Source organism: Crocosphaera chwakensis CCY0110, from assembly GCF_000169335.1.
GTDB classification, from domain to species: domain Bacteria; phylum Cyanobacteriota; class Cyanobacteriia; order Cyanobacteriales; family Microcystaceae; genus Crocosphaera; species Crocosphaera chwakensis.
This window is the reverse complement of sequence record NZ_AAXW01000003.1, coordinates 1-25,513: the sequence shown is the minus strand read 5'-3', so window position 1 is coordinate 25,513 and position 25,513 is coordinate 1. Positions and strand designations below refer to the sequence as shown.

The 25,513-nt window shown below is 37.4% G+C and carries 23 protein-coding genes and 1 pseudogene; 15 read left to right on the top strand and 9 right to left on the bottom strand.

The window, feature by feature from the left end; all coding sequences use genetic code 11:
* Window positions 1-25 precede the first annotated feature (25 nt).
* The gene (locus CY0110_RS02395; protein ID WP_008273668.1) at window positions 26-796 is read right to left on the bottom strand and encodes a hypothetical protein; all 771 of its coding nucleotides are present in this window, start codon (window positions 794-796) and stop codon (window positions 26-28) included.
* 89 nt (window positions 797-885) lie between these two features.
* Between CY0110_RS02395 and CY0110_RS02390 the strand changes: the two genes are divergently transcribed.
* The gene (locus tag CY0110_RS02390; protein ID WP_008273667.1) at window positions 886-1,656 is read left to right on the top strand and encodes an ABC transporter ATP-binding protein; all 771 of its coding nucleotides are present in this window, start codon (window positions 886-888) and stop codon (window positions 1,654-1,656) included.
* Window positions 1,657-1,703: 47 nt separating this feature from the next.
* A complete protein-coding gene (locus CY0110_RS02385; RefSeq protein ID WP_008273666.1) occupies window positions 1,704-2,996 on the top strand; it encodes an ABC transporter substrate-binding protein in 1,293 nt (430 codons plus the stop codon).
* A gap of 709 nt (window positions 2,997-3,705) precedes the next feature.
* Here the strand turns inward: CY0110_RS02385 and CY0110_RS02380 are convergent.
* Entirely contained in the window at window positions 3,706-4,311 is a 606-nt protein-coding gene (locus CY0110_RS02380) for a CDP-alcohol phosphatidyltransferase family protein (protein ID WP_008273665.1), read from the bottom strand.
* Between the two features lie 135 nt (window positions 4,312-4,446).
* Here CY0110_RS02380 and CY0110_RS02375 point away from each other — a divergent pair, with 135 nt between their 5' ends.
* Together CY0110_RS02375 and CY0110_RS27845 are read left to right on the top strand one after the other, a co-directional pair.
* A complete protein-coding gene (locus CY0110_RS02375) occupies window positions 4,447-4,791 on the top strand; it encodes a hypothetical protein (RefSeq protein ID WP_008273664.1) in 345 nt (114 codons plus the stop codon).
* Between the two features lie 65 nt (window positions 4,792-4,856).
* Window positions 4,857-5,678, top strand: a complete 822-nt coding sequence (locus tag CY0110_RS27845; protein ID WP_008273663.1) for a DUF6714 family protein — start codon at window positions 4,857-4,859, stop codon at window positions 5,676-5,678.
* A gap of 16 nt (window positions 5,679-5,694) precedes the next feature.
* Here CY0110_RS27845 and CY0110_RS27840 read toward each other — a convergent pair whose 3' ends face one another.
* Complete coding sequence (locus tag CY0110_RS27840; RefSeq protein ID WP_083794045.1) at window positions 5,695-6,195, bottom strand: GUN4 domain-containing protein; 501 nt, start codon at window positions 6,193-6,195, stop codon at window positions 5,695-5,697.
* Between the two features lie 297 nt (window positions 6,196-6,492).
* Between CY0110_RS27840 and CY0110_RS02355 the strand changes: the two genes are divergently transcribed.
* On the top strand, window positions 6,493-7,584 hold the full coding sequence (locus tag CY0110_RS02355) for a J domain-containing protein (protein ID WP_008273661.1): 1,092 nt from the start codon (window positions 6,493-6,495) through the stop codon (window positions 7,582-7,584).
* A gap of 159 nt (window positions 7,585-7,743) precedes the next feature.
* On the opposite strand, the gene CY0110_RS02350 is transcribed toward CY0110_RS02355, so the two are convergent.
* Window positions 7,744-8,364: a CHRD domain-containing protein gene (locus tag CY0110_RS02350; RefSeq protein ID WP_232285682.1), complete on the bottom strand. Its 621-nt coding sequence runs from the start codon at window positions 8,362-8,364 to the stop codon at window positions 7,744-7,746.
* A 175-nt stretch (window positions 8,365-8,539) separates the two neighbouring features.
* On the opposite strand from CY0110_RS02350, the gene CY0110_RS02345 reads away from it, so the two are divergent.
* The 5 genes and pseudogenes from CY0110_RS02345 to CY0110_RS02330 all read left to right on the top strand — a co-directional run bounded on the left by CY0110_RS02345 (window position 8,540) and on the right by CY0110_RS02330 (window position 10,934).
* Window positions 8,540-8,854 carry a hypothetical protein gene (locus CY0110_RS02345; protein ID WP_035798305.1) on the top strand — a complete coding sequence of 105 codons (315 nt, stop codon included), beginning with the start codon at window positions 8,540-8,542 and terminating at the stop codon, window positions 8,852-8,854.
* Between the two features lie 111 nt (window positions 8,855-8,965).
* A pseudogene (locus tag CY0110_RS30715) lies at window positions 8,966-9,073 on the top strand (GIY-YIG nuclease family protein); the annotation flags it as partial.
* A gap of 3 nt (window positions 9,074-9,076) precedes the next feature.
* A complete protein-coding gene (locus CY0110_RS02340; RefSeq protein ID WP_008273658.1) occupies window positions 9,077-9,559 on the top strand; it encodes a DUF4112 domain-containing protein in 483 nt (160 codons plus the stop codon).
* Window positions 9,560-9,817: 258 nt separating this feature from the next.
* The gene (locus CY0110_RS02335; RefSeq protein WP_008273657.1) at window positions 9,818-10,264 is read left to right on the top strand and encodes a cupin domain-containing protein; all 447 of its coding nucleotides are present in this window, start codon (window positions 9,818-9,820) and stop codon (window positions 10,262-10,264) included.
* Between the two features lie 25 nt (window positions 10,265-10,289).
* Window positions 10,290-10,934, top strand: a complete 645-nt coding sequence (locus tag CY0110_RS02330; RefSeq protein WP_008273656.1) for a cyclase family protein — start codon at window positions 10,290-10,292, stop codon at window positions 10,932-10,934.
* 86 nt (window positions 10,935-11,020) lie between these two features.
* Here the strand turns inward: CY0110_RS02330 and CY0110_RS31315 are convergent, their stop codons facing one another.
* Together CY0110_RS31315 and CY0110_RS02320 are read right to left on the bottom strand one after the other, a co-directional pair.
* Window positions 11,021-11,221, bottom strand: a complete 201-nt coding sequence (locus CY0110_RS31315; RefSeq protein WP_008273655.1) for an immunity 17 family protein — start codon at window positions 11,219-11,221, stop codon at window positions 11,021-11,023.
* A 292-nt stretch (window positions 11,222-11,513) separates the two neighbouring features.
* Complete coding sequence (locus tag CY0110_RS02320) at window positions 11,514-13,877, bottom strand: arylsulfatase (RefSeq protein WP_008273654.1); 2,364 nt, start codon at window positions 13,875-13,877, stop codon at window positions 11,514-11,516.
* Between the two features lie 215 nt (window positions 13,878-14,092).
* Here CY0110_RS02320 and CY0110_RS02315 point away from each other — a divergent pair, with 215 nt between their 5' ends.
* The 4 genes from CY0110_RS02315 to CY0110_RS02300 all read left to right on the top strand — a co-directional run bounded on the left by CY0110_RS02315 (window position 14,093) and on the right by CY0110_RS02300 (window position 18,138).
* Window positions 14,093-14,821, top strand: a complete 729-nt coding sequence (locus CY0110_RS02315) for a Uma2 family endonuclease (protein WP_008273653.1) — start codon at window positions 14,093-14,095, stop codon at window positions 14,819-14,821.
* A gap of 126 nt (window positions 14,822-14,947) precedes the next feature.
* Window positions 14,948-15,178 carry a DUF433 domain-containing protein gene (locus CY0110_RS02310; RefSeq protein WP_008273652.1) on the top strand — a complete coding sequence of 77 codons (231 nt, stop codon included), beginning with the start codon at window positions 14,948-14,950 and terminating at the stop codon, window positions 15,176-15,178.
* The gene (locus CY0110_RS02305) at window positions 15,175-15,552 is read left to right on the top strand and encodes a DUF5615 family PIN-like protein (protein ID WP_008273651.1); all 378 of its coding nucleotides are present in this window, start codon (window positions 15,175-15,177) and stop codon (window positions 15,550-15,552) included. Before CY0110_RS02310 ends, CY0110_RS02305 begins: the two co-directional genes overlap by 4 nt.
* A 96-nt stretch (window positions 15,553-15,648) precedes the next feature.
* A complete protein-coding gene (locus tag CY0110_RS02300; protein ID WP_008273650.1) occupies window positions 15,649-18,138 on the top strand; it encodes an alpha/beta hydrolase in 2,490 nt (829 codons plus the stop codon).
* A gap of 436 nt (window positions 18,139-18,574) precedes the next feature.
* On the opposite strand, the gene CY0110_RS02290 is transcribed toward CY0110_RS02300, so the two are convergent.
* Window positions 18,575-19,759 carry a HEAT repeat domain-containing protein gene (locus CY0110_RS02290; RefSeq protein WP_008273648.1) on the bottom strand — a complete coding sequence of 395 codons (1,185 nt, stop codon included), beginning with the start codon at window positions 19,757-19,759 and terminating at the stop codon, window positions 18,575-18,577.
* Between the two features lie 69 nt (window positions 19,760-19,828).
* Entirely contained in the window at window positions 19,829-21,502 is a 1,674-nt protein-coding gene (nadB, locus tag CY0110_RS02285; protein WP_232285679.1) for an L-aspartate oxidase, read from the bottom strand.
* A 345-nt stretch (window positions 21,503-21,847) separates the two neighbouring features.
* Here nadB and CY0110_RS02280 point away from each other — a divergent pair, with 345 nt between their 5' ends.
* Window positions 21,848-22,807, top strand: a complete 960-nt coding sequence (locus tag CY0110_RS02280) for a pentapeptide repeat-containing protein (protein WP_008273646.1) — start codon at window positions 21,848-21,850, stop codon at window positions 22,805-22,807.
* Window positions 22,808-23,063: 256 nt separating this feature from the next.
* On the opposite strand, the gene CY0110_RS02275 is transcribed toward CY0110_RS02280, so the two are convergent.
* Entirely contained in the window at window positions 23,064-25,265 is a 2,202-nt protein-coding gene (locus tag CY0110_RS02275) for a PP2C family protein-serine/threonine phosphatase (protein ID WP_232285678.1), read from the bottom strand.
* Between the last annotated feature and the right edge of the window lie 248 nt (window positions 25,266-25,513).

Genomic DNA, 25,513 nt, shown 5'->3' with positions numbered 1-25,513 from the left:
TGCTGGCCATACCCTGTTCACTTATTTAACCATAATAAAAATCAAAATCTTTCAGAGCTAACAATCTTTCTTTGTTTAAGCGATAATGATAGCCTAATCTTCGTTGGAGTTGTTGCCAACCATTTTTTTTAACCGTCAAAGAAGCATCAATATGTTGTGCAATGTGATTCAGTTTCTCCCATTCAGGGGTTTTTAGGGGTTGCCAACCCATCTGAAATGCAGCTAAACCAATGGTAATGCCTTCTCCTGAATGAATACCATTCAATTCTAAATATTTCCCTATCTTTCCCCAATTTTCTACAAATTTATAACTTTGATTATCTTGGTTAGAAAACATTAATAACGACTCTCCAAAGTAACTAACCTCTGATAAATTAATATTTAATTTACTAGCAAGTTTTTTAACAATGTCTAGGCGATCTGGACGATACTTTTGAGTATGTTCAATTAAATTTTTATAAACGCCTTGCACTCCGATAAACTTTGTTATTTCTGTTGGTATTTTTTCTTGAATTCTAGTATCTGCATCGATAAATATAGCAATATCAAACAGAGACAAAGCATGAGCAATCGCGAATCTTTTATCATTATAACAATGGAGAATTCCCTGTTGTTTTTGATAATAACTAATTACATTTTTACAATTTTTAAAATCTTGGGGATTATCGTTTCCTACTATAATTTTAAATCCTGGAGCATATTTTTCTAAATCGCTAGCTAACTCTTTAGCCATCATGCGATAAGGCCGATTAAAAGCTAAAGTACAAAAACAAAAATTTTTAGTTGTGTTGGTCATGCCATAGACACATTGATCGCAAAACAATGATTAAACTATCATACCTATGATATCGTAGTATGTCATCAGTCACAATTTCACTTTATGGGATGAGCGATTCTTCTTCTATCATTTTGGATGCGAAACAATTATCTAAAAGCTTTGGTGGTTTAAAGGCTGTAGACAATGCTCAAATACAGGTAAAACAAGGCAGTATTACTGGATTAATTGGACCCAATGGTGCTGGAAAAACTACCTTATTTAATCTTTTATCTAATTTTATTCGTCCTGATCAAGGAAAAGTTATCTTTGATGGGGAACCCATTCAACATTTATCCCCCCATAAAATTGCCCTACAAGGGTGCATTCGCACGTTTCAAGTGGCGAGAGTGTTATCCCGTCTTACTGTCTTAGAAAATATGTTACTTGCTACTCAAAAACAAACCGGGGAAAATGTCTTACAACTCTGCTTCAGACGGGGACAAGTTAAACAAGAGGAACGAGACAATAAACAAAAAGCCCTTTCTATCTTAGAATCAGTAGGGCTGATAGAAAAACGTCATGACTATGCCGGGGCCCTGTCTGGAGGACAGCGTAAACTCTTGGAAATGGCGAGAACCCTGATGACTCGTCCTAAACTTATTTTACTCGATGAACCGGCAGCTGGAGTTAATCCTACCCTTATTGGACAAATTTGTGAACATATTATTACTTGGAATCAAGAAGGCATTTCTTTTTTAATTATTGAACACAATATGGATGTGGTTATGTCTTTATGCGATCATGTTTGGGTGTTAGCTGAAGGTACTAATTTAGCTGATGGAACTCCCACAGAAATACAACAAAATTCTACCGTTCTTGAGGCTTATCTAGGAGACTAAGGTTAGGTTTTTTATTAACAAGTACAATATTTCAATTATTATAAAAAATGAGTAAATTAATTAATTTAAGTAAATTAGCTTTATGGGGATTATTAGGCTTAATTTTAAGTTTGCTGATTAGTTGTAATACTGGTCAATCACCCACCACAGGACAAGAATTAGAATTTTGGACAATGCAGTTACAACCCCAATTTACTCCTTATTTTACGGAATTAATTAAACAATTTGAACAAGAACATGAAGGGATAAAAATTCGTTGGGTCGATATTCCTTGGGAAGCGATGGAAAGTAAAATTTTAACGGCAGTTTCTGCTAATACCGCCCCAGATGTAGTCAATCTTAATCCTAATTTTGCCTCTAAATTAGCCAGTCGTAATGCTTGGTTAAATTTAACCGAAAATAATTATCTTTCCTCTGAAGAAAAACAAGAATATTTACCCAACATTTGGGACGCAGGAATGGTTAATAATATTAGTTTCGGTTTACCTTGGTATTTAACCACACAAATTACGATTTATAATCAAGCATTACTGAAACAAGCCGGCATTGAAACAGCCCCAAAAACATTTAAAGAATTAGCAGATGTGGCTGCAATCTTAAAAGAAAAAACAGGGAAATATGCTATGTTTTTTACTTTTGTTCCTGGAGATTCTGGAGAGGTTTTAGAATCATTGGTACAAATGGGGGTTACTTTATTTAATGAAAATGGAAAAGCAGCGTTTAACAGTCCAGAAGGATTAGAAGCGTTCAATTATTGGGTCGATTTATATCAAAAAGAATTATTACCTCCAGAAGTGCTAACCCAAGGTCATCGCCACGCCATCGACTTATACCAATCAGGAGAAATTGCCTTATTATCAACAGGTGCAGAGTCCTTTCCAGTGATTATTAAAAATGCTCCTACCATTGCCGAAGTTTCCGCAGCCTCTCCTCAAATTACAGGAGAAACCGGCAAAAGAAATGTAGCAGTTATGAATTTAGTTATCCCTAAAAGTACCGATAAACCCCAAGAAGCAATTGAATTTGCTACCTTTGTCACTAACACAGAAAATCAACTAAAATTTGCTAAAGAAGCTAACGTTTTACCCTCCACTGTAAAAGCTATAGAAACTTATATTAACGAGCAAGAAAATTCATCAGACACAACAGCATTATCACAAGCGATCGCAATTAGTGCTAAACAATTACAAGATGCTCAAGTATTAGTTCCACCTCAAGACAATATTAACCAATTACAAAAGATTATCTATGAAAACCTACAAGCTGCCATGTTAAACAATAAAACTGTAGAACAGGCTTTACAAGACGCTGCTGATACTTGGAATAATCTAAATAGCTAGATCACTGATAACTGTAAACTCAGGTTATAATAATCAATGGTAAATGGGGCTGTGGCTCAGTTGGATAGAGCAAGCGCCTCCTGTAGCATCGGGCATCCTGTACGGAAACGTCAGGCATGAATGTGGTCAAATTCAAGGAAGCCTAAGTCTAAGCGTTAGATAGGGTAATCTTGAGCCAAGCTCTACGACCCTGGTAGAGAAGGTGCAGAGACTGGTTATCAGTAACCCAGGGGAAACAACTTAAGGGATACACAATGCTGATAACATAACGGCCACCACCTACGGATAAACCATTGTCTAGGGTGAAGGAATAGTCCAGAGAGTAAGGAAACTTACACCAATCTGAAGCGCTAGGTCGCCGGTTCAAATCCGGCCAGTCCCGTTACATTGACGAAGGTTATTTCGGTTTTTAATCAGCACTAACTTTGGAAAGTAGAGTGCGAGTGCGATCGCATATCATACCAAATCCACTTATTTTAGTAGAGTAACGTTTTTTCTCCCTGCTCCCTGCTCCCTGCTCCCTGCTGCGACACCTGATACTATACTATCTAGAGCGGATTTGGTATCACTTGAGTGTGTTAGTAAAGATATATTTAGGGGAAACCTGACGCGAATCATCTAGAGAGCGCACCGCGAAGAGAATGCAATGGTTAAAAAATTCAAGAGCAGTCACTGTCAATCTCTTTGCTACAAATGAATCATTGGAGAACTAAGCCTCTTTTACTGAATCTGCTTCAAGGAGCAAAGACTTTCTTTTCTCCATCGCTTCAAACACACTTAAAATATCACATTGCCAAATAGGTAACACCAGCACCATCACTATCTCTTCAATACTGTTAAGGTAACATAAAGCGATCGCCAACCAAAAAGGAACACTATTATTAAAGACAAATAAGCTAACTGTAGCTATTAACAGAGTTAAGCCCCAAAACTTGGCTGTATAGGTGTGGAAACTGGGAAATTTTCTAAATTTGAGCAGACTAAGACTAAATAAGGTGACTTGAGCAGCTACTGCTAATAATAGAGGAAGTCGAAAATCAATGAGAACCTGGGGATAGACTAACCAGATGCTCAAGGCTACACACAAATATAAACAGATATCAGCCCAACTATCAGCTTGACGTAGTTGAATGGTACTCACGTTTAATCGACGGGCTATAATTCCATCAAATATATCTGAAAAAACAGCCAACAGATAAGCCAGAATAAAAAACCAACTGGTTTGATGATCTAAGGCATCGAAAAAGAGTAACAGAGCCAGGACGAAACGAAGCCCCACTAAAATACTAGGGATAGATGTCAGTTTTATCGGCATTAGAGAGAGATACTTTTTACTTTTTATTATGATAAATCTACAATTTATAAAATGACTACCGAAAATCTTGCTGTAAATCTGGTGACTGTGCTATTGAAAATTTGATGATATCAATGCACAATAAATGGAGAAATAATGACTTTTTTAAAGACAAATCCGTGGCTTATTCCTAATGTACTAAGTAGTATTTTAGGTTTATTGTTATTATACTTTTGGTTGTTTATTTTTTTACAGTTTAGAGCTTTTGAAGGGGATTCAGGGAATTATTCATCACGGACTCAACTATTAAAAATAGCTAGTATATTTGCTATTACTGGTGGAATAATGATTGGCTTAATTATTACTGGATTACAAGTAGTATTAATCTTAGATTATATTGATTCTATCATAAAATTAGCCTTGATTAATATTTCTATTTTTGTTGTTTTACTTTTCATTTTGTATTGTTTAATTATCTTCAAACTAAAAACTGAAGAATAAACAATAATGAATTAATTCATGGTTAAGTTTTTTAGCTAATCACTTTATTTTTCTTAATCTTTTCAATGTATTTTTGTCTTTGCTGTGGATACGAAACTTTATACGAAAAACCTCCAGGTACATATTTTGTGTGTCCGATTTGTTTTTGGACTGATGTTGAGCAAGACTCTTGGACAATATTTGAACTGCGTAAAGCTCAATTAAATTATCTTCATCAAGGGGCAAGTGATAAACAGTGGCTAGCACAAGTACGTCGTCCCACAAAACAAGATCATCGCCATCCTCAGTGGAAATTACTTGATACAAAAATCAGAGAAGATGGAACAAAAGTCAACAATCTAATCATAACGGCTTTTAACGATGTTCAACGAGAAGATGGAATTTCTCTACATGAAGCTGATCTCATTAGCAAAATTGATGATCATTTTTTTGGCTATGATAGTTCACGGGATAGACAATTGTTAGCTGAGGCTAGGGCAAAGGATGTTGAGACACACTGGAAAGAAATTTCGGCTCATACTCTAGAAAAGTTTTGGTTATCAACTATTTCTTTTCGCTTAGATCACAAAGGATGGAAATATTATCTTCCAGCTTATTTAGTGTGGTCACTGAATAAATATATCTATAATCATTGGCCTGACGAATGTTTTATTGATGTAGTTGACAATTTTCTTTTAAAAGATACTCATTATCCTTTGAACTATGAAATAGAAGACTTTGAGCGTTTTTCTAGAGATGAATATTTGGCTACACTTTTCTCACAACAATTATCAGCAATTTGTCAATTTTTACGATTTGGGTTAACTTACGAGTGTATTGATGAAGTATCTCAAAAAAAGATTAAAAACTTTATTCAAGACTATGACCCAAATTTGAATAGTTCGTAGACATTTCACTATTTAACTATTTCCATAAATCTTGACGAGATAAAAGACATTCTCCTCCCATTCCTAAGACTCCCCCTATACCCCAACCACCTCCAAAGCAGACAGGAAGATGCCCTTTAGTCGTAGTATTTTGAAGGACTTTATTCGGGAAAATTTCTGAATAAAATAACCATCTTCCTGCTTGACACCAACCGACTTGCTCACAAAAAATTTCCCATATTTTTTCTTCGTAATTTCTAGTTCCTCCTAATGAGCGATAGATTTCTGCTTGAACACTAAAACCATATTTTCCTTGACTATAGTCGACCCATAACTTATTAATCGTCATTAAATCTGAAGTTGGAAAATTATTAATGTCTTCTTCTGTTAAATAGTCTTCTACTACTCTATTCGCAACTTTCAACATAATTTGATAAGTTTCTTGATCCGCCTCATACCAGTTTTTATTCGCTAAACAATTACGAAATTTTCTATAGTCAGTATTTTTGTTTCTGTTGAGTCTTTCAAAATTCATCATTACCCCTTGTTTCTAATATAGTAATTCTTCTTTCTAGTTCAGCCACCCTCTGACTCAACGGAATATTATCACCACATCCTAAATATTCAGTGTTGCCGAAAGCACTTGCTACCGAGAGGCCGCATTCACTATCACCTGAGTTGTATCAGTCCCACTTTTCTCAACCTAATTATTAAGTTCATTCAGTATAGTATCAAGAACCCGATTCCGTTGCAAAAAATAGTGATTGCTGACTCCCATCGACAACGGCTTGATATACTGAACAAAGATTCGAGGAACGACATTTGTAGGTTATTTATGAGCGTGGATCAATTCTCTTCTCAAAAGGAGTCAAACAAATCGTTAGGGTTATCATCGTTTCATGAACGTCGTCGTTGTCTAGAAGAAGAGCATCAATGGTTACTCAAACAAATAAAACGAAAACGTACCGAACTAAAGAATTTTTTGGATCAGATGCGTGAGATTGGGATGGAGATTTTTAGAAGAGTTTTTCCAATTCAACAACAAATTCAAGAACTTGATCAAGAAATTCATGAATTATTTTCGGAAATTTTAACAACGAGAAAATTAGGAAAAAAAAGTAGAGAAGGTATTATAGGGGTTTATCATTCTCTTCAAATGATGGGATTAATAAGTCCTAATTTAGAGCCATTAGAAGAAGATGATGAAAACTTTGAGAAGTTTGAAGATTTCGAGGATTTTGAGGACTTTGAAGATGTATTTTCCGAGAAAAAAGACTCTAAATCAAAGGAAAAAAACTCTCAAAAAAAGGCTTATGATAGAGAGCCATTAGATGAAGATAATGATTTTCGGTCAGGGGAAACGAAGTCTGAAAAATCAGGAGAAATGAGAAAAACGTTTTTAAAATTAGCGTCTTTGTTTCATCCAGATAAAGCCAGTGATTCAGAAACACAAATATATAATAACGAAGTCATGAAAGAAGTGAATCGAGCTTATGAAGAGGGGGATATAGCTAGATTATTAGAAATAGAAAAACAACATCATTCCCGAGAAAAAATAGACATAGAGAATAGCTCGAAAAGTGAGATTGAAAGAATGTGTTTAATGAGAGAAAAAGATAATGAACTTCTAAGAACTCAATATGAAAATTTAAAAAGAGAACTAAGGATGATCAGAAGAAAGCCAGAAGGGGAAATGGTCAAAGAATATAGAGCGTGTCAGAAACAAGGAGTAGATGCTATAGCTACACTGACCAGAGAATTAGAAGCTCAAGTGAAACCTATTGAAAGCATCCGTGATTTTGTCAGAGACTTTCGTGATAAGAAAATTACCATCTCAGAATTTCTGAAAGGGCCGGGGGGTTCAATCAAAGAAGAAGAAATATTAGAAATGATGTTAGAAGAATTATTAGGAATTAGAATAATATAAATAACTTTTTCTCCTGATGAATTTATCGGAATATCTCACATAATGAGAGATCATAGTTGAGAACAGAAATAGGGGATAATGTACCCCCTAATTGTGATTGAAAATATTAAGTAGATGATGTGGGTTGAGTTTAACTGATAATAAATGGAACAAAATTGTTTATCTTTGACGCTGTTTTTTTCTAAAGCCAAAAGCTGTTCCAGCCAGAAGGCCAAGACCTAGAAGGGCATTGGGTTCAGGAACAGAAGTGATTTGCCCCCTGATTTCGCCACCATTGAAGTTTTCGGTATGGAGATTAAAGTACAAGTTGCCAGATTTTAAAGAATCGGCAAGGAGATCGGTTAAGGGATTAGTGGCATCATCAAATCGCCAATCTCCGATGATAGTTCCTTCGGTAGTGCCAGTATAATCAAAGAAATCTGTATCTAAAATGTGGACAATGGGTCCATTGAAGCCAGCAGGAGCATTATGAATATGACCTCCAGTAGCACCAATAGGGGCAATGGGACTGCTTAAGCCAGAGTAATTAATTTCATAGGTAAAGATATAACTGCCAGGGTTTCCGATTAAAGTTCCCTCAGCACTTCCTTGTGCAGTAGTGAATACAGGAGGAACTTCTTGATCGCCGATGAGATCAGCCTGAAAATTAAGCACCATAGCATTAGTCGATAGAGGAAAAGACAGTGCTAAGGCAATCCCAGAGGTACAGGCCACTGCTAAAGATTTCTGGTTTAAAATTCCTTTGACAAGAGTTAATCGCGAGTGATGATGAGGATTCATGGTTTTAAATAGTTTGAATAACATTGAAATATAATTTGCACAATAAATATGAGAAACTGATTAGTAAAATCTGAGTCTAGGATGAGAAAAGAGAAAAAAAGAGAGAAGTAGTAAGCTGAAAATAAAAAAATATTAATATTGTTAAAATTATAAGTGAAGATTTCTAATAAAACTAATGTTAAAACTTAGAGATTTTTGGATAGTGATCGCAATTATGTGTTTCTCAATGGGACTCTATGATTTTGTTCAGGTTAAGTCGGCTAATCAATCTGGAGACTTACTCCAAGAAACAAGAAGTAGAGCCAATGCTTACACTGAGATTGGATTTGGAGTAGGTTCGATAATTATTTACCAATTAGCCAGAATCAACGCTAAATTAAAAGAGTTCAACGAAACTCTGAAAACCACAAATAGAGGTTCTCAAGGCAGTCTTACAACTCTTTCCAAATCTGTTAAGAAAATTAAACCTCTTGAAAGTCACAAAAACTAAAATAAGAATAACATTCTACGTGAATCTTGTTCCTGGGAATCCATTAAAAGGAAGAGGATGGATTGAGATAAGGGACTTAGAAATAGTCAAACGTCAGGAAAAGCAGCTAGAGACTTAGAAAAACAATTGCATAAACAATTTGCTGATTATAGACTAAAAGGAGAATGGTTTAATGCTTGTGAGGCTTTGATGAATTTTTCTGATGATAAAAATAACTAAAAGATGTCTAAGTTATCTCCCCGTCAAAGAAAAGTAACTCGTCTTCATCGGATTAGCCATGTATTAGACAAAGCCATCCCAATACCAGGGACAAAAGGTCGAATAGGATTAGATCCCATTCTAGGATTAATACCAGGAGGAGGGGATACCATAGCAGGTGCATTATCGGCTTATATAATCATAGAATCAGCACGAATGGGATTAAATCGCAAGGTGATTGGGCAAATGGTAGCTAACGTAGTGTTAGATTCATTAGTCGGTTCAGTTCCCGTTGTAGGGGATGTATTTGATGTTACTTGGAAAGCCAATGTCAGAAACATCGAATTATTAGAACATCATTTAAACTATACACCTGAAAATAAGAAAGTTAACCGATTTTTCTTAATTGGATTAAGTATAGTTTTAATTTTAATTGTGATAGGATTTACTTTTTTAACATTAGCTTTAGTGACGTGGGTATGGAAAATTTTGACCGCTAATAGCTAATAGTTTATCTTGAGAAAGATGTTCTTCTAAAGAATAGAGTATTTGTTGAACCCAATGGTGAGGTGGCGACTCTGCCGTTCAACGGCAGAGCTTGTGATACCAAATCCGCTTATTTTAGTAGAGTAACGTTTTTTCTCCCCACTCCCTACTCCCTGCTCCCTGCTCCGAAAGTTAATACTATACTATCTAAACTATCTAAAGCGGATCTAGTATGACCGCCGTCACGCCATAATATTAATTACTGTTTTAGAAAAAATTATGAATAACCCCAAAATTAAGTATTGGCACGTCTGGACTGACGAAAATGGTATCACTCATCAAAGCAGGTGCGAGTTAACTAACTTTATCAAAGAAAGTATGGGTGGTGATGCTGACCCCCAATGGAACGATCGCTTGCCGGGTGGCGAAGCAGAAATATTATTTACTATACAGCCTGTAGGTTGGAAAGGAGAATGGCATGAAAACCCAAAGCCCCAATGGATTGTGCCTTTATCGGGCCGCTGGTTTGTCGAAACGATGGACGGAACTCGTGTCACCATGGGGGCTGGTGACATTTCTTTTGGTGGTGATCAAAACAGCAAGCTCAACGACAAAGGACAAAAAGGACATCTTTCAGGTACGGTAGGTGATGAACCGGCCGTGTTAATGGTAGTGCAGTTAAAAGACGATCACTGGATAGCAGCACAGCCTGGAGTGTTTAGTTAATATAGGTAAATTAAATATAAAACTTATGAGTAGATCAGATAATTGGATTGATATTTCTTTGACCATCCGACCAGGAATGCCTTATTGGCCTGATAACCCTGCTGTCACCATAGAACCTAGCCAATGTTTAGCACAGGGGGATGTATGCAACGTTTCTAAAGTAACCATTGGAACTCATACAGGTACACACGTCGACGGTCTTAATCACTTTATTCAGGGTGCTGTAGGTATTGATCAAATGCCTCTAGATACTACCATTGGTAAAGCTAGAGTTATCGAAATAAAAAATCCTAAACAAATTACAGTAGCAGAAATCGCTCCCCATAATATTCAAATAGGAGAAAGAATACTATTTAAAACCCAAAATAGCAATAGGGCATTAAAATCTGAGACCTTTGTCGAAGATTTTGTCCATATATCTACCGAAGCTGCTAAATATTTAGCAGAAAAGAAAGTTCGTACTGTTGGGGTTGATTATTTATCGGTTGGTGGTTATCAAGGAAATGTTGTTGAGGTTCATCAGGCTCTATTGGGTTCTGGAATTTGGGCAATTGAAGGTCTCAATTTATCTCAAGTAGAACCAGGAGAATACGAACTCATTTGCTTGCCGATCAAGCTCCAAGATGGTGATGCTGGCTTGGCTAGAGCTATTTTGCGTCCTATTGATTAAAAGATAAATTCTTCTCCAATCGTGCTCATCTCGTTGCGACGGGCGATCGCTAATAAAGGTGTTGGTTTCGGTCTAAGTTCTGAAAATCATTGAATAACGTCCAAGAGTAACAAGCTTCCAAGGATAATGAATCCCAAACCAAGGACACCATAAAATATCCGCGCTCCTGCTCGTCCCAAAATTTTAACAATAAATCGAGCTTTTCGATGGTTCATGTACCAATTCCAATTAAAAATCGCTCCGCACAAACTAAAAAGACCAGCTAAAATAAGGAAGAAACCTACCATTTTCTGACTCCAAACTGTTTGAGAATATCATAATTGTTCTTAAAGTATTTTGGAAAAGTCTTGGCCGTTTGGTTAGAAAAAGTTTTTTAGGAAATTTAGAAAATTTTTATGGGAGGAGAATAACTAACTAATTTATTATCGTCTATGTAGGCTTTATCTGGGTTAGGTAGTTTCATATTAATCGCAACCTCTCCTAATGTCCTATCAATATTTTTTTAAAGAAAGGTAGGGCGATGCACTCCCCACCTTACTCCTTTAAATCTTAATAGTAAGCAACCCTATCTCACAGTTTTTAACTATCAAGATTGATGGTAACTTGATCTAAATTCCCAGTAAAATCAAAAGGAGTCTTGTAAGCTTCCGTCACAGGTGTACCTGTATCAAAACCAACGTCAAAAGTTTCATCAAGAGAAAGACGGTTAGGTAAGGTTTTCTCAACCCGACCACTGCCAATTTTACGATTATTGGCGTAAAGGGTGATATTTCCCCCCGAAAAAGGTTTATCTGCATCCGTTTTATAAACCGCTTTTAATTTAACTTTGCCTGTGGGAATAGATTCAGTTGATACGATTTCGTAATTAGCAGTATCAGCAAGGTTATAGCTATAAACTAGCTTACCGTCTTTAATATACAGCCCATAGCCTCCAAAACGACCCCCATGCGTCATTAATACTCCTTCTGCACCACCATCAGGAATGACCACATCCGCCGTAATGGTATGATTTTTATGTTTAACATCGGGGGCAGAACCTTCGGTAATGCGTAAATGATCAGGATAAGCAAAGGTTGTTCTTCCTTCGGTTAAACTCGGACGCAACTCCACCCGAAAACGCTCCGTTTTACGAGCATCCAACGGCAAAACATCGTATTTTGCTGCTTGTGCATAGAACAAGTCTTTCATCTCTTGCAACTTGTCTGGCATTTCCTCTGCAAGATCTACTGCTTGGGTAAAATCTTCATCAATGTGATACAGTTCCCAATCAAGATGAAGTAAATCTTTCCCTGACGGGTTGGGGTTCCAAGGAATACTATTTAAAGCACTAGCCATCCAACCATCGTGATAAATGCCCTGATTTCCTAGGATTTCAAAGTATTGGGTATTGTGGCGAGTTTTAACAGTAGCATCATCAAAGGTATAAATTAAACTGGTTCCTTCAATGGGTTTTTGTCCAATACCGTCAACTTCCACAGGAGGTTGAATGCCGATCGCTTCTAAAATAGTAGGCGCAATATCGATGACATGACTAAACTGATAACGGGTTGCACCTTTATCTTTAATCTTAGCTGGCCAAGAAACCGCCATCGCGTTGCGAGTTCCTCCGAAGTGGGAAGCTACTTGTTTCGTCCATTGAAACGGCGTATCCATTGCCCAAGCCCAACCAGCCGGAAAATGGTTAAAATATTTAGGCCCGCCTAAATCATCCACTGCAGCGAGTTTCGTCTCTAAATCTTCGGGTAAAGCGTTAAAGAAAGTATTTTCATTTAATAACCCTTCTAAACCTCCCTCTGCACTCGAACCGTTATCCCCGGCAATGTAGAAGACTATCGTATTATCGAGAATGCCTAAATCATCGATCGCTTGCACTACTCGACCCACTTCATAGTCGGTTTGTGCGGTGAACCCTGCAAATACTTCGGCCATCCTTGCATAAACCTTTTGCTCTTCTGAAGTCAGGGAGTCCCAAGCTGGTAACTCTTCGGGACGAGGGGTTAAAATAGCGTCTTGAGGAATAACCCCAAGTTTCTTCTGTCGTTCAAAGGTTTCCTCTCGATATTTATCCCATCCCATATCAAACTTACCTTGAAAGCGATCGCTCCATTGTTGAGGAACTTGGTGAGGCGCATGGGTTGCACCAGTAGCTAAGTATGCAAAGAAGGGTTTATCTGGGGAAATAGCGTGAACCTGACGAATATAGTTTATGGTATGGTCTGCTAGGTCAGTGGTAAGGTGATAGGGAGAACCATCAGCATTGGTTTTTGGGGCTTCTAGACGCGTTGTGTTTTCTACCAAGGCAGGACTATATTGATCCGTATCTCCCCCCACGAAGCCGTAAAAATAGTTGAATCCTTGGGCATTTGGCCAATGCTCAAAAGGGCCAGCCATACTGGTTTCCCAGTCGGGGACATTATGGTTTTTGCCAAACCATGCAGTTGCATAGCCATAGTCTTGTAAGATTTTGGAAAAAGGGGCAGCACTTTTCGGAATAATGCCCGAATATCCAGGGAAACCCGTTGCCACTTCTTGAATAACCCCTGTACCCACCGAATGATGGTTGCGTCCTGTTAATAATGCAGCGCGAGTGGGAGAACATAAAGCGGTTGTATGAAATTGAGTGTAACGTAATCCATTTTTAGCAATTTTATCTAGTGTGGGAGTGGGAATCGCACCGCCAAAGGTTCCAAACTGTCCATATCCCACATCATCGATGAGAACCAGTAAGATATTGGGAGCATTTTCAATACCGTAATTAGCAGGAAGCTTTAATTCTGGTTTGTCGGCCTTTGAGTCTTTGTAAGTGAGTCCGATGTTACCGGTAAAGGGTTTATCGGGATGGGGTATTAACTCTTGTGCAAAGACGGGTGTTAGGGTTGTTTCTAAGACAAATGTTAGGGCGATGGCTATGATTGCGATCGCTTTTACAATCGAGTTGAACATTGTTATTTTGATGTCATTTTAATTTTAGTTGAGCTGTATTACTTTTAATGATTGCAACACAATGCAACAGAAAAAAGCAAGCTGCTTGCATTGTATAGGAAGCGATCCTTGGCTGATATTAAAATTAGGTTATCTTTTCAAGAAAATTATATAAATTCTTTTTTTCCCAGTAAGCTAAGATTAAATCATAGTTGCTTTGTTCAACTCTAAAAGCGATGACCAATCCTCAAACTTTAACCAATCCTCAAAACACACCCAAACATGAGATAATCTTCCCACAAGGAGAATTTTGGAGCGATGAACCTCCCTTGGAAAGTAATCTACACCTTAGGCAAATTTTACTGCTTATTCAATGTTTAGAATGGTGGTGGCAAGATAAGGATGACTATTTTGCGACGGGAAATTTAACCATTTATTATAGTCCGAATCAAAAGAAATCAGAAGACTTTCGCGGACCTGATTTTTTTGTTGTCTTAGGAACCACAAGAAATCAAAATAGAAAAAGTTGGGTCGTTTGGCAAGAAGAGGGAAAATATCCGAATGTTATTGTTGAGATTTTATCTAATAGCACTGCTAAAGTAGATCGAGAAGAAAAGAAACAACTTTATCAGGATATATTTCGTACTCCTGATTATTTTGGGTTTGATCCTGTTACTTTAGAATTTGAAGGATTTACGTTAATTCGGGGAACTTATCAACCGATTGAACCCACTGAAAAAGGGTGGTTATGGAGCGAACAATTAGAATTATATTTAGGAATTTATGAACAGCAACTGAGGTATTTTACCTCTGGAGGAGAATTAGTTCCAACTCCAGAAGAAGCAGCAAAACAGGAGCGACAAATAGCTCAACAAGAAAGAGAAAATGCTCAACAAGCTCAACAAAAAGCAAAGCAATTAGAAGACAAATTAAGAAGTTTAGGGGTAGATCCTGATGAATTGTAAATGATGTTTACAATTCATCAGCAACTTTTGATTGTTATTCCGAGGTAACGAGGAATCTCATGACTGTTCTATATAGTAAAGTGAGGAGTGCATCGCCCTACAAACTTTCTAAAGGAGTTAAAATCAATGAAAACTTTAAATAGAATTACCATTAATCCTGAAATAATGGGCGGAAAACCTTGTATTAGAGGAATGAGAGTAACCGTCGGTACAGTGCTTGGTTTAATGGCTGCTGGACGTTCTCCTCAAGAAATTTTAGACGCTTATCCTTATTTAGAAGAAGCTGATATTTATGAAGCGTTAACCTATGCAGCATGGCGAGTTGAAGAACGAGAAATTGATTTAAACATAGTATGAAAATCTTGATTGATATGAATTTATCACCGAACTGGGTTGATGTTTTTGCTAAGTATGGGATAGTAGCAAAACACTGGTCAACCATAGGAAAACCTATGGCAAGTGATAAAGTTATTATGGAGTGGGCATTAGAAAATAATTATATTGTGTTTACCAACGATCTCGATTTTGGGGCCTTATTAGCTGCAACTCAGGCACAGTTTCCGAGTGTTATTCAAGTCCGTACTCAAGATTTATTTCCTGATTCTTTAGAAACAATTCTTATTCAATCTCTAAATCGGTTTCAATCAGAACTTGAATCCGGGGCATTAATTACTCTTGATTTAAGTCGTGCAAAGGTGAGAATTTTACCTATCCGTTCTAATAATAATTAAGATGTTTGCTAATTTACCTAAACCTATTCTTGATTTAACTAGGTAGATCGTTAAAAATAGAGGCATTAAAATTTAACTTAATACCATCCCAGATCGATGAACCTTAAAAAAGCCATTCAATCTCTATTGTTTTCCGTCACTTTTTTAATGCTACTCGGACAAGGAAAACCTATGCTTGGTGCAGAAAGAGTGGTCTTTAATCTTTCCGTATTAGGAGATTTTACCGTTTCTCTTGATTCCCTAGAAGAATTTGAAAAAACGGGAGAAATTTCCCCAGATTTAGCTAAATATACTAATTATCTTGATGAAGCTACCCTGACTCAGTTTCGGGGACTGCTACAAAAACGCTTTCCTATTAGTCCGGTTGTTGTCTCTCATTTGACTAAAGTGGGTATTGGCAAAACCCTGCTTAAACGAGTGGGAGACTTAGTACAAATGGAAGGAAATACCAACGGATTTTACGCCTTACGGTCATCTTTAGTCCTTTCTGCGGCTGATCCTGAAGGGGTGGGGATCATCAACGTTTTACGCCGTTTTCCTCGCCAAGACGTACGACTTGAAACCGATAGTATATTAGAATTGTTTCAAACTTTCACCGCCTTGTTTGACTATACCAAAACCAGTATTAACGCGATCGCCCAACAAGCTAATCAAGAAGCAGCAGCCGAAAAATTTAGCAATTTAGATCAATTAACCGATTTACGGAACCCTGGGCAGTTTCAATTTCAAAAAAAGATAATCACCTTTGAAATTGCCAAGATTCGCCAAACGAATCAAGGACTGGCCACCCATTATCCCCTCGAAGTAGACTTTTATCTTCCTCAAGGGAAAGAAACCCCGTCTCCGTTAGTCATTATTAGTCATGGATTTGGTTCTTATCAAGGAAACTATAGCATTGCAGAGCATTTAGCTTCCTATGGCTTTGCCGTTGCTGTTCCTCGTCATATTGGTAGTGATTTAAGCTATCGTGAGGACTTTTTACAGGGAGAAGTGCGAGTCGTCCTCAGTCCCAGTGAATTCGTCAGTCGGCCCCTAGATATTAAAAACCTACTAGATGAATTAGAAACGTTGGCCAAAAACAACACATCCTGGGTTGCAGGGATAGATTTAGACAAAGTGGGTGTGTTAGGTCATTCCTTAGGCGGATCAACTGCTTATTCCCTTGCAGGGGCTAATATTAATCATCAACGACTCGCCCAAGACTGCGAACAAAAGAACCCACTGCTAAATTCTTCCCTATTTCTGCAATGTCGTGGCAGTTACCTACCCCAGCAAAACTATAACTTAGGAGATGAGAGAGTCAAAGCGATCGCCTTGGCCCATCCTTTGGGAAGTTCTCTGTTTGGTCCTGAAGAAATCCAAAAAATTGACATTCCTACTCTTATCGTCGGAGGGAGTCAAGACTTAGTTACCCCTGTGATGATCGAACAAGTTCATCCTTTTATCTGGTTAAACACCCCCAAAAAACACCTTTCTGTGATGGTTCCGGGGACTCACTTTTCGAGTACCCTAGAAAGCGATACCGAAGGCGTTGAAGGAATGCCTAAATTTTTAATCGGGGATAACTCAAACTTAGGAACGGCTTACCTTAAAGGGGTTTCTGTGGCCTTTTTTGAAGCCTATCTTAACCAAGATGATAACTATTTGCCCTATCTCAGTGCATCCTATAACCAGCAAATTAGCGAAGAAAAATTAACCCTGCAAACCGTCCAGTCTCTTACACCTGAACAACTTGAACAAGCTTATTCAGAAACCCCTCCTGTGGCTATTATTCCCCCCCTCCTGCAACAACAACCCACTGTCACAGTATCAGGATCGATTATGGAACGAATAGCAACCACTGGGGTTCTTAAAGTGGCGTTAAGGGGAGATGCGCCTCCCTTTGGCTATATTAATAATGAAGGAGAATGGGCGGGATATTGTGCAGATGTCATTCATGAGTTAGGAGAATATTTGCAAGAAAACTATGATATTCCCACAGAAATTGAAGTGGTTCAACTAGCTTCTAATTTAGATAACCGTTTTGAATTAGTCAAAGAAAAGCAAGCTTATTTAGAATGTGGACCGAATACCATTCAAAATGATCTATCGGAGGTGAGTTTTTCCAACTTTTTCTTTTTAACAGGAACGCAATTTTTAATCAAACCTAATAACTTAGGTAAAATTAATCCCTTTCAATCTCTGACGGATGTTAACATTGGAGTCTTAGAAAACACGACAACAGAACAATTCATTACAGACAAATATCCCAGAGCAAACCGAGAACGATTTGACGCTTCTTATGGCAGAATTAGTGGAATCGAAGCGTTAAAAAAAGAACAAATTGATGTCTTAGCTAGTGATAGAATTTTACTACTTGGGGAAATGAAACGTCAATCTTTATCCCAAGAAAACTATCAACTTATTCCCCCGAAACCATTAACTTGTGAGTATTACGGGCTAATTTTACCCAATGATGATCCTCAATGGAAAACTGTTATTAACGAATTTATTGCCAGTGAAGCTGAGGCAGAAATTTGGAATCAATGGTTTAAATCTGAAGTATCTTATGTGTTGAGTGATTTGGATGATTGTATTAATCGTTAGGTAAAAATTATGATTAAAATAAAACTTCTATTGAGTGCAAAACAAGTTTATCTGTTTCTTGAACTGTTGATATTTATGTTTTTAATTCAAGTTTCACCCTCTAAAATATTGAGTCAAGATTTTACAACTGACTCCATACTAAATAAGATAACTTTTGATATTTCTGAGATTTCATCTGATGGTCTAATACTAGATCCGCTTTAGATAGTATAGTATTAACTTTCGGAGCAGGGAGCAATTAACGCTTCTTTAATAACCAAGGGGTCGGATTAATAGTTATGATTTCATCTAAGGTGTTAAAGGGCTAAAGTTAGCATATAAGGGGTCAAAAGGTTACTTAACAGAGTCACAACTAACTTAAGTTAGGGAATAGTTATCAATAATAACTACAGTTTGATCTACATTTTACTGATTTTTACTTCCGTCGAACTGCACGTTAATCCATTGTATCCGAATAAGATTGTTCCACTGTGACCTCAGATGAATTATCCCCTGTTAGAATATCGAGACGGGGAGGAATTTGGGTATTTAATTGATTAATTGCCCATCTAGCTGTCTCTTGAACTTCGCGATCGCTATCATCAATTGCATGACAAAGAAGTTGACTAATTTGGGACATCAACTCATAAATGCGAGTTAAATCTCGGATAGCATTTTTACGGACTTGAGGATTTTTATCATGTAGGGAAAGAGTCAAAGCATGATTCATCGGTTTCAGGGTTCTTGCGCTAATTTGAGATAAAGCCTCTAAGATTAAACTGCGTTCTTGAGAGTCGGTATCAATCATCAAATCTACTAACGGATTCATTGCTCTAGAATCAGCAGTTTGAGCTAATTTCCAAATGGCTTGACGACGTTTTTTAGGATCGCTTTCTCGTAATTCTTCCAATAAAGTTTCAATAGGATCTCCACTAGAAATACGAGTGGGAGTTTGGATGGGTAAAGCGGTTTCTGGTTTTGATGTTTCTACAAAAACTTCTGAAGCGTTTTTTGAGGCTATCTCATGAGTTTGAGGAGAAAGTAATGAGTTGTTTCTCTCTAGTTGTTTTCCACTATTATTATCACTATTACTGGAGATTTTTTCCTGAAAATTCTTATCCTCATCTAAGCTGATTGCTAGTTCTTGTTGTTTATGGGGTTGTAATAATTCTCCTTCAAATTTGTCTTGAGAATAGTTTGAAACACGGCGTAAAAATAGCCAAATGCCGATACCAATCGCCAAAACGACTACCAATAAACTAATCCAAATAACAAGACTGCTACCTGTTAAATTAGTGAAAGGATTACTTTGTTTGGCTAGATAAAATTCAACATTTTGAAGAGCTTGTTGAGCATAGAGATCGTTGGGTCTTAGTTCGAGAGCTGTTTTAAACTGTTTTTGTGCAGTTTGATAATCTTTTTGTTGAGTAGCCTTGTACCCTGCCTGCATTGCCTGATCGTAGGACAAATTTGCCCCAGAAGAGGAATTTGTAGAATTATTGGTCGTCCCTTGAGCAATTATCTCTTCGTTTCTATCCCTCTCATTTAGTATTGGAGGACGAGTGGTAGCTCCACTTAAAGAAGGAGAACTCAAATAAGATAAACAAATTAATAATAATAGAAATAAACGATAGTAAATCATAATATGGGTTTCAAAGCAGAGATTAATAGTTGTCTTACTAATAGCTTAAATTGTTGAGATAATGGTTTCTTAATCAATCTCCCCTTTCGACCAATGATGATTATAAACTAGAGTATGTTTTTCCCATTGGTCAGAAGATTGGGGGTAGTCTTGACGATAGTGTCCGCCCCTGCTTTCAGTACGAAATAATGCGCTTTTGAGTATTAAATAAGCAATATCTAAGAGATTGAGGGTTTCCACGCAAGTTCGTAAATAGCTCTGGGCAGTGGTTTCTTCAAATTTAATCGATTGATTGGGAGATAAATTGAGAATTGGTTCACTCATAGAAAAAGACTTGACTTGTTGTTGCCATAAACGAACCTGTGCGATCGCTGCTTCTAATACGGTTTGACTACGAGAAATTCCGGCACTTTGCCACATCAACTGGGGCAAAGCTTGGCGAATTTCTCTTATTTTGGGGATTTCTTGCTCCCATTGTTGTTGATTGTTCATTACAAGCTCTGCTGTCTTTTTCATAGGGACTGGGGAAGTCACGTTAAGTTTTGATAATTGAGCTGCAAACACTAAACACTCTAGCAAAGAATTACTAGCTAGGCGATTAGCACCATGAACCCCTGTACTAGCCGTTTCTCCAATGGCATAGAGGCCTTCTATAGAAGTCGTATTATTTATATCTACTTTAACCCCTCCCATCCAATAATGGGCAGCAGGAGCAACGGGAATTGGCTCTTTAAAGACATTTACACCCCATTTTTGACACACACGAATAATATTAGGAAAACGATAGCGAATTTGCTCAGGTTGAATAGGACGTAAATCAAGATAAACGTTACTTTGGGCGTTTTGGCTTTGTAAATGGTTAAAAATAGCCCGACTCACCACATCTCTTGGGGCTAACTCTCCGGCCGGATGATAGTCGAAAGTAAAGCGTTTCCCTTGAGCATCTACTAGATAGGCTCCTTCTCCTCTAACCGCTTCACTGATGAGAAAATGAGGAGCCTTCGGTTTGGTTAAAGCGGTAGGATGAAATTGAAAAAATTCTAAGTCTCTTATGATCGCCCCTGCACGCCAAGCTAAAGCAACTCCATCCCCTGTACTGACGGTCGGGTTAGTGGTTTGGGCATAAACCTGTCCACCGCCTCCTGTGGCTAAAATAACTGCCGATGCTTGAATCCAATGAATTTGTCCTTGATAGAGAACACTTAAACCTTGACAACGTTTTTTGTTTGGCTCAATCCACAACTGTAAAGCGATCGCTTGAGCAATAATCTCTATGTTGGGTCGTTCTATGACTTTTTCGGTGAGGGTAGTAACAATAGCTCGTCCTGTGGTATCGGCAGCGTGTAGCACACGGGGATGGGAATGGGCTGCCTCTAAGGTCATAGCTAGTTGTGTTCCTTTTCGGTCAAAGGCTACTCCCATATCAACAAGGGATTTGATAGCCGTGTCTGCATGATTGACCAAAAACTGAACAGCACTTTCATCACATAAGCCTGCCCCTGCTTTGAGGGTATCCTCTTGATGAAATTTAGGGGAGTCTTCTGGAGAAATAGCTGCTGCAATTCCTCCCTGAGCCCAGTCACTAGCCCCTGTTTTTAAGGTATCTTTAGTAATTATGGCCACACGATAATGATTGGGTAAACAAAGGGCAGCGTATAGTCCTGCTGCTCCCGACCCGACTACAATAATGTCAAATTGGGTTGTTAAACCCTTTGTTTCCACAGAGTCAGCTAGAGATATCAAGGTTAATTGGTCAATTTTTATTATAAATTCTTTACTATCTTAACTTTAACTGTTCCTATTAATCGATAGAAATCTTTAAGATAGATCACGCAACTAGCTTTGAGTTAATTGGGTGATTGCTCTCACTAATCTGAAGTGTTTTTTGAACTTGACAATTCCTTAGCAGTTTTGAATACTAATAGTAGTTCTTTAATCGATTCTTTTTTACGAGAAATTACTGAATTTATTAAATTTAATTAAGCAAGTTTCTTAATAAATTGGACTTTGCAATAAATTTTAATATTTTCAAAAATCCAATTTTATTTAAGATAGACTAGATATAAACTATCAAAAACAGGAGCAATAATGTTTCAAACTCAAGAGTCCATAGACTTAAAAGAAAGATATGAAAAGGGCCAAAGAAATTTCCAAGAATTTCAATTACGCCGTGCCGATTTAAGAGGACTCAATCTCAGTAATACGGATTTTCGGGGGGTTGATTTCAGTTATGCTAATTTGAGGGAAGTTGATTTTACAGGAGCTGATCTGCGGGATGCTTATCTCAATGAAGCAGATTTAACAGGAGTTAATTTGACGGGGGCTAACCTGGAAGGAACTTCTTTAATTAAAATTTATTTAATCAAGGCAAATTGCTATCAAACTGATTTCTCTGGTGCTTATTTAACGGGAGCTTATTTAACAAAAAGTGACTTTAAAGAAGCAAAATTTAATGGTGCTTATCTTAATGGAACCAAGTTAAGTGGAGCAAAATTAGGAGATGCTTATTATGATGATCGAACTAAATTTGACATCTCATTTGATCCTAGAACTGCCTTAATGAAAATAACATCCAATAACAAAAATCACCTTAACCAGTCTCCAACAATTGCAGAATTTAGAACTAAAAAACAAAGCAATCCCCAAATTATTACCCTTGAAAATTTTCTAGCAATCTTTAATCATCTTACAGGCATTAGTCGTCGTTATTTAGGGAAAACCATGACCCAAAAATATTGGGAGTCTTCTCGACCTTTATTTGAATGGTTAGATAATTTTGAGATGACTGCATCAGCAGAAATTATTTTTCAGGGTGACTTAAACACTATTTTAAATCCAACAAAATTACAATGGTTACAAGCTTGGGTTAAAACATTTATTGAAAACTGTAGTCAAATTGTTCAAAATTATCCGAAAATGATTGACTCAGAATTAATAGACATATTAATTGCTGTTGATTTTTTGCACGATAACAAAATGGTTCCATTGAAAAAATCTTATGAGTTATCACAAATAAATTCTAATTCTTTAACATTATTTTCTGTTTAAAGGATTCCGTTGACTTACGGTTTTAACCTAATACAATGTTAGTCCCTTTTTCTGTTGTTTCCTAATTTTTATAATCTGAATTAGATGAAAAGAAATTTCCGAATAACTGACAACAAGTTTGTAATTTCAAACTTCTTATTATCTCGTTAAAAAAAGAGTAACGATAATCGCCCTTACTATTATACCTCTACTTCAATAGGAAGAAATCCATCACTTTAGATACGTGCAGCGTTCTCGGAACCACAAAACTCAGGTCTTATGGAGCTAATTTTACACAACCTCCTGATACCTCACCTTTATAAGTTTGATAAGTAGAGGAGGATGAATTTGGGGTTATCATCCAAACTTCTTTGCCCTCTAATTCTTTGGTAGAAGAGATTTCAGAGGATGATTCAGAAGCTATTTGACAAATTTTAACTTTTATTGCTTTTTCAGGATCTTCCGAGGGTAAAATCTGTAATACAGTATCAACTGGGAGGTCAAGATAGGGTTCAGTCCCTTGTGCCGTTTGCGATAGAGAAAGAACTTGTGTAAGTTGAATGAACTCCCCAGGTTGAGGAGAAGAAGATTCAGCAGAAGGACGTGGAGTTAGAGAAGGGGAAGGAGAAGGAAGGGAAATAGGGGGAGAAGGTGGTAGTAGCAGTTTCAAGATTCCATAGATTCCTAAACCCAAAATTAGAACAAGAATTCCTAAAATACTAAAAATAAGCAGAAAATTAGTTTTATTACCGTCTGTTATTTCTTCCTTATAAGGAAACGGTTCAGTGGGCTGTAAATCTGAGGGCAAATCATCAGAAGGTTCTGTAATGGGTTGAGTTTCTTCTTTTACACTTTCTAAAACAGCTTCTACATCTCCCATCAATAAAGGAGTTTGTTTAACAGAAGCTAATTCTATTTGGCAGTAGAGAAGAGAAATCGTTACATTATCATGACCATTCTTGTCATTGGCCACATTAATTAGTTCTTTTCCCGCAGTCGGTAAATCTTTTTCGTGAGATAAGATAGGGGCAATTTCTAAAGGCCAATATTGATCAACTCGATCATAATCGCTCAAACCATCAGAACATAACAAAAAAATACAATCATCATCTGTAATCAAACGGGTTATATTAGGATGGAGAGAATTGGCATTACTCATTCCCAAAGCTTGCACTAACGCTCCAGCATTGGGATATTTAATAGCATCTCGATAAAATAAATAGCCTAAACGGACTTCTCTAGAGGCTAAATCATCATCAGTGGTCACTTGATGACAACTTTGAGGGGTAATAAGGTAGATACGAGAGTCGCCCACGTTAGCTAAATAAACCTCATGATCATGGACTAAACTTAGAACTAAAGTCGTTCCCATGCGTTGTCTATCGTGACGATTTTCAGCGTCATTCCTTTCGCTAATACGATCATTTGTGAAATTAATAGCTTCTGCTAAGTCTTGTAACCCCTGTTGACTATTACGAGTTTGGCTAAAGGCAGGGAGTTGAGGAATTTGCTCAACTAGGGTATCAATCGCTAACTGAGAGGCGACTTCTCCTGCATCTTGTCCTCCCACCCCATCGCAGACAATGGTAAAGTTAGGTTCTTCGGGGGACAGTTCTTTGAGTTCTCCTGCTTCTGGATAACAAGCATCTTCGTTATGATTACGAGTCGGACCTGAGTCAGTTAAGGTGAAAATTTGATATTTTTTGTTATACCATTGTCCACAGTAAGTTAAGGCCGAGTCAAAATAAGTTAACAGATAGTCAGGATGGGGAATTTTACCCCGTTGTAGATAATCACAAAGGGACTGAAGATAATCCACAATGAGGGGGGAACTCCCTTCTATCAAAGACAACCAGAGTTTGCCCAGTTCTTTTACATTATGAAAATTATGTTCGTCTTGACGAAAATCTAATAATTGAACCATCCCTGCATTGACTCGAATCAAAGAAGTATCAAGTAAACTAGATACCATCTGCTGTCCTTCTAAAGGTTGCCAAAGTTTAGTTATTTGCCATAACCAGTTTAATTGTCGTAAGGGATTATCTTGAGTCTGAGTCCATATTTGTGTTAGTGGGGGCAATAATTCAGGATGACAGGGTTCTCCCGACTCTTGCAGGGGAATAGTCCCATATTCAAGCAAGGCAATTTCACTTCCGTGATCTTCTGTTGAGGGACTATAGTAAGTATAGATTTGGGGCAAATGGAGACGATAAGGAAATAACCTTAAATATTTTCTAATTTTTTCAGGAATGTCTTCACTAAACTCAGGTGGAATTCCTGGTTTAGCATCTAAAATAACTTGATGGTTGATGAGTAAGTAACGCTCATCAATTAACTGTCCCACCTCCAATGATTTTACCCAGTCCCCCAAAGGTCGCAAATATCGCTTAAGTAAAGGGGTTTCGCATTTTTCGCATACTAAATTCTGTAAGGAATTAATAGTTTTGCATTCAGGGTTAGAACATTGAATAGTTGCCATAGGTTCTGTCATGACGGCAATTGTGGGGACAGTTTAAGAAATAAGCCCGATAATATAAGCTATTATAGCGTTTCTCTTCCCAGCGAATGAATCCTATTTCGATGCTATTGAGGCTAATAGTTGATTAAGACAAGACTATACTTTAATCGAACTTGGCTGATCGACAGCAGCGATGATACGATGACAGCCAGAATCAGGTTTAGCCCATTGATATTGATAATCTTGAGGATTGCCCCAACATAATCCTA

Bases quoted from the DNA above. Each gene is read 5' to 3' on its own strand.
- CY0110_RS02395 (WP_008273668.1), bottom strand. From the start codon at position 796: ATGACCAACACAACTAAAAATTTTTGTTTTTGTACTTTAGCTTTTAAT.
- CY0110_RS02390 (WP_008273667.1), top strand. From the start codon at position 886: ATGAGCGATTCTTCTTCTATCATTTTGGATGCGAAACAATTATCTAAA.
- CY0110_RS02385 (WP_008273666.1), top strand. From the start codon at position 1,704: ATGAGTAAATTAATTAATTTAAGTAAATTAGCTTTATGGGGATTATTA.
- CY0110_RS02380 (WP_008273665.1), bottom strand. From the start codon at position 4,311: ATGCCGATAAAACTGACATCTATCCCTAGTATTTTAGTGGGGCTTCGT.
- CY0110_RS02375 (WP_008273664.1), top strand. From the start codon at position 4,447: ATGACTTTTTTAAAGACAAATCCGTGGCTTATTCCTAATGTACTAAGT.
- CY0110_RS27845 (WP_008273663.1), top strand. From the start codon at position 4,857: ATGTATTTTTGTCTTTGCTGTGGATACGAAACTTTATACGAAAAACCT.
- CY0110_RS27840 (WP_083794045.1), bottom strand. From the start codon at position 6,195: ATGATGAATTTTGAAAGACTCAACAGAAACAAAAATACTGACTATAGA.
- CY0110_RS02355 (WP_008273661.1), top strand. From the start codon at position 6,493: ATGAGCGTGGATCAATTCTCTTCTCAAAAGGAGTCAAACAAATCGTTA.
- CY0110_RS02350 (WP_232285682.1), bottom strand. From the start codon at position 8,364: ATGAATCCTCATCATCACTCGCGATTAACTCTTGTCAAAGGAATTTTA.
- CY0110_RS02345 (WP_035798305.1), top strand. From the start codon at position 8,540: ATGTTAAAACTTAGAGATTTTTGGATAGTGATCGCAATTATGTGTTTC.
- CY0110_RS02340 (WP_008273658.1), top strand. From the start codon at position 9,077: ATGTCTAAGTTATCTCCCCGTCAAAGAAAAGTAACTCGTCTTCATCGG.
- CY0110_RS02335 (WP_008273657.1), top strand. From the start codon at position 9,818: ATGAATAACCCCAAAATTAAGTATTGGCACGTCTGGACTGACGAAAAT.
- CY0110_RS02330 (WP_008273656.1), top strand. From the start codon at position 10,290: ATGAGTAGATCAGATAATTGGATTGATATTTCTTTGACCATCCGACCA.
- CY0110_RS31315 (WP_008273655.1), bottom strand. From the start codon at position 11,221: ATGGTAGGTTTCTTCCTTATTTTAGCTGGTCTTTTTAGTTTGTGCGGA.
- CY0110_RS02320 (WP_008273654.1), bottom strand. From the start codon at position 13,877: ATGTTCAACTCGATTGTAAAAGCGATCGCAATCATAGCCATCGCCCTA.
- CY0110_RS02315 (WP_008273653.1), top strand. From the start codon at position 14,093: ATGACCAATCCTCAAACTTTAACCAATCCTCAAAACACACCCAAACAT.
- CY0110_RS02310 (WP_008273652.1), top strand. From the start codon at position 14,948: ATGAAAACTTTAAATAGAATTACCATTAATCCTGAAATAATGGGCGGA.
- CY0110_RS02305 (WP_008273651.1), top strand. From the start codon at position 15,175: ATGAAAATCTTGATTGATATGAATTTATCACCGAACTGGGTTGATGTT.
- CY0110_RS02300 (WP_008273650.1), top strand. From the start codon at position 15,649: ATGAACCTTAAAAAAGCCATTCAATCTCTATTGTTTTCCGTCACTTTT.
- CY0110_RS02290 (WP_008273648.1), bottom strand. From the start codon at position 19,759: ATGATTTACTATCGTTTATTTCTATTATTATTAATTTGTTTATCTTAT.
- CY0110_RS02280 (WP_008273646.1), top strand. From the start codon at position 21,848: ATGTTTCAAACTCAAGAGTCCATAGACTTAAAAGAAAGATATGAAAAG.
- CY0110_RS02275 (WP_232285678.1), bottom strand. From the start codon at position 25,265: ATGGCAACTATTCAATGTTCTAACCCTGAATGCAAAACTATTAATTCC.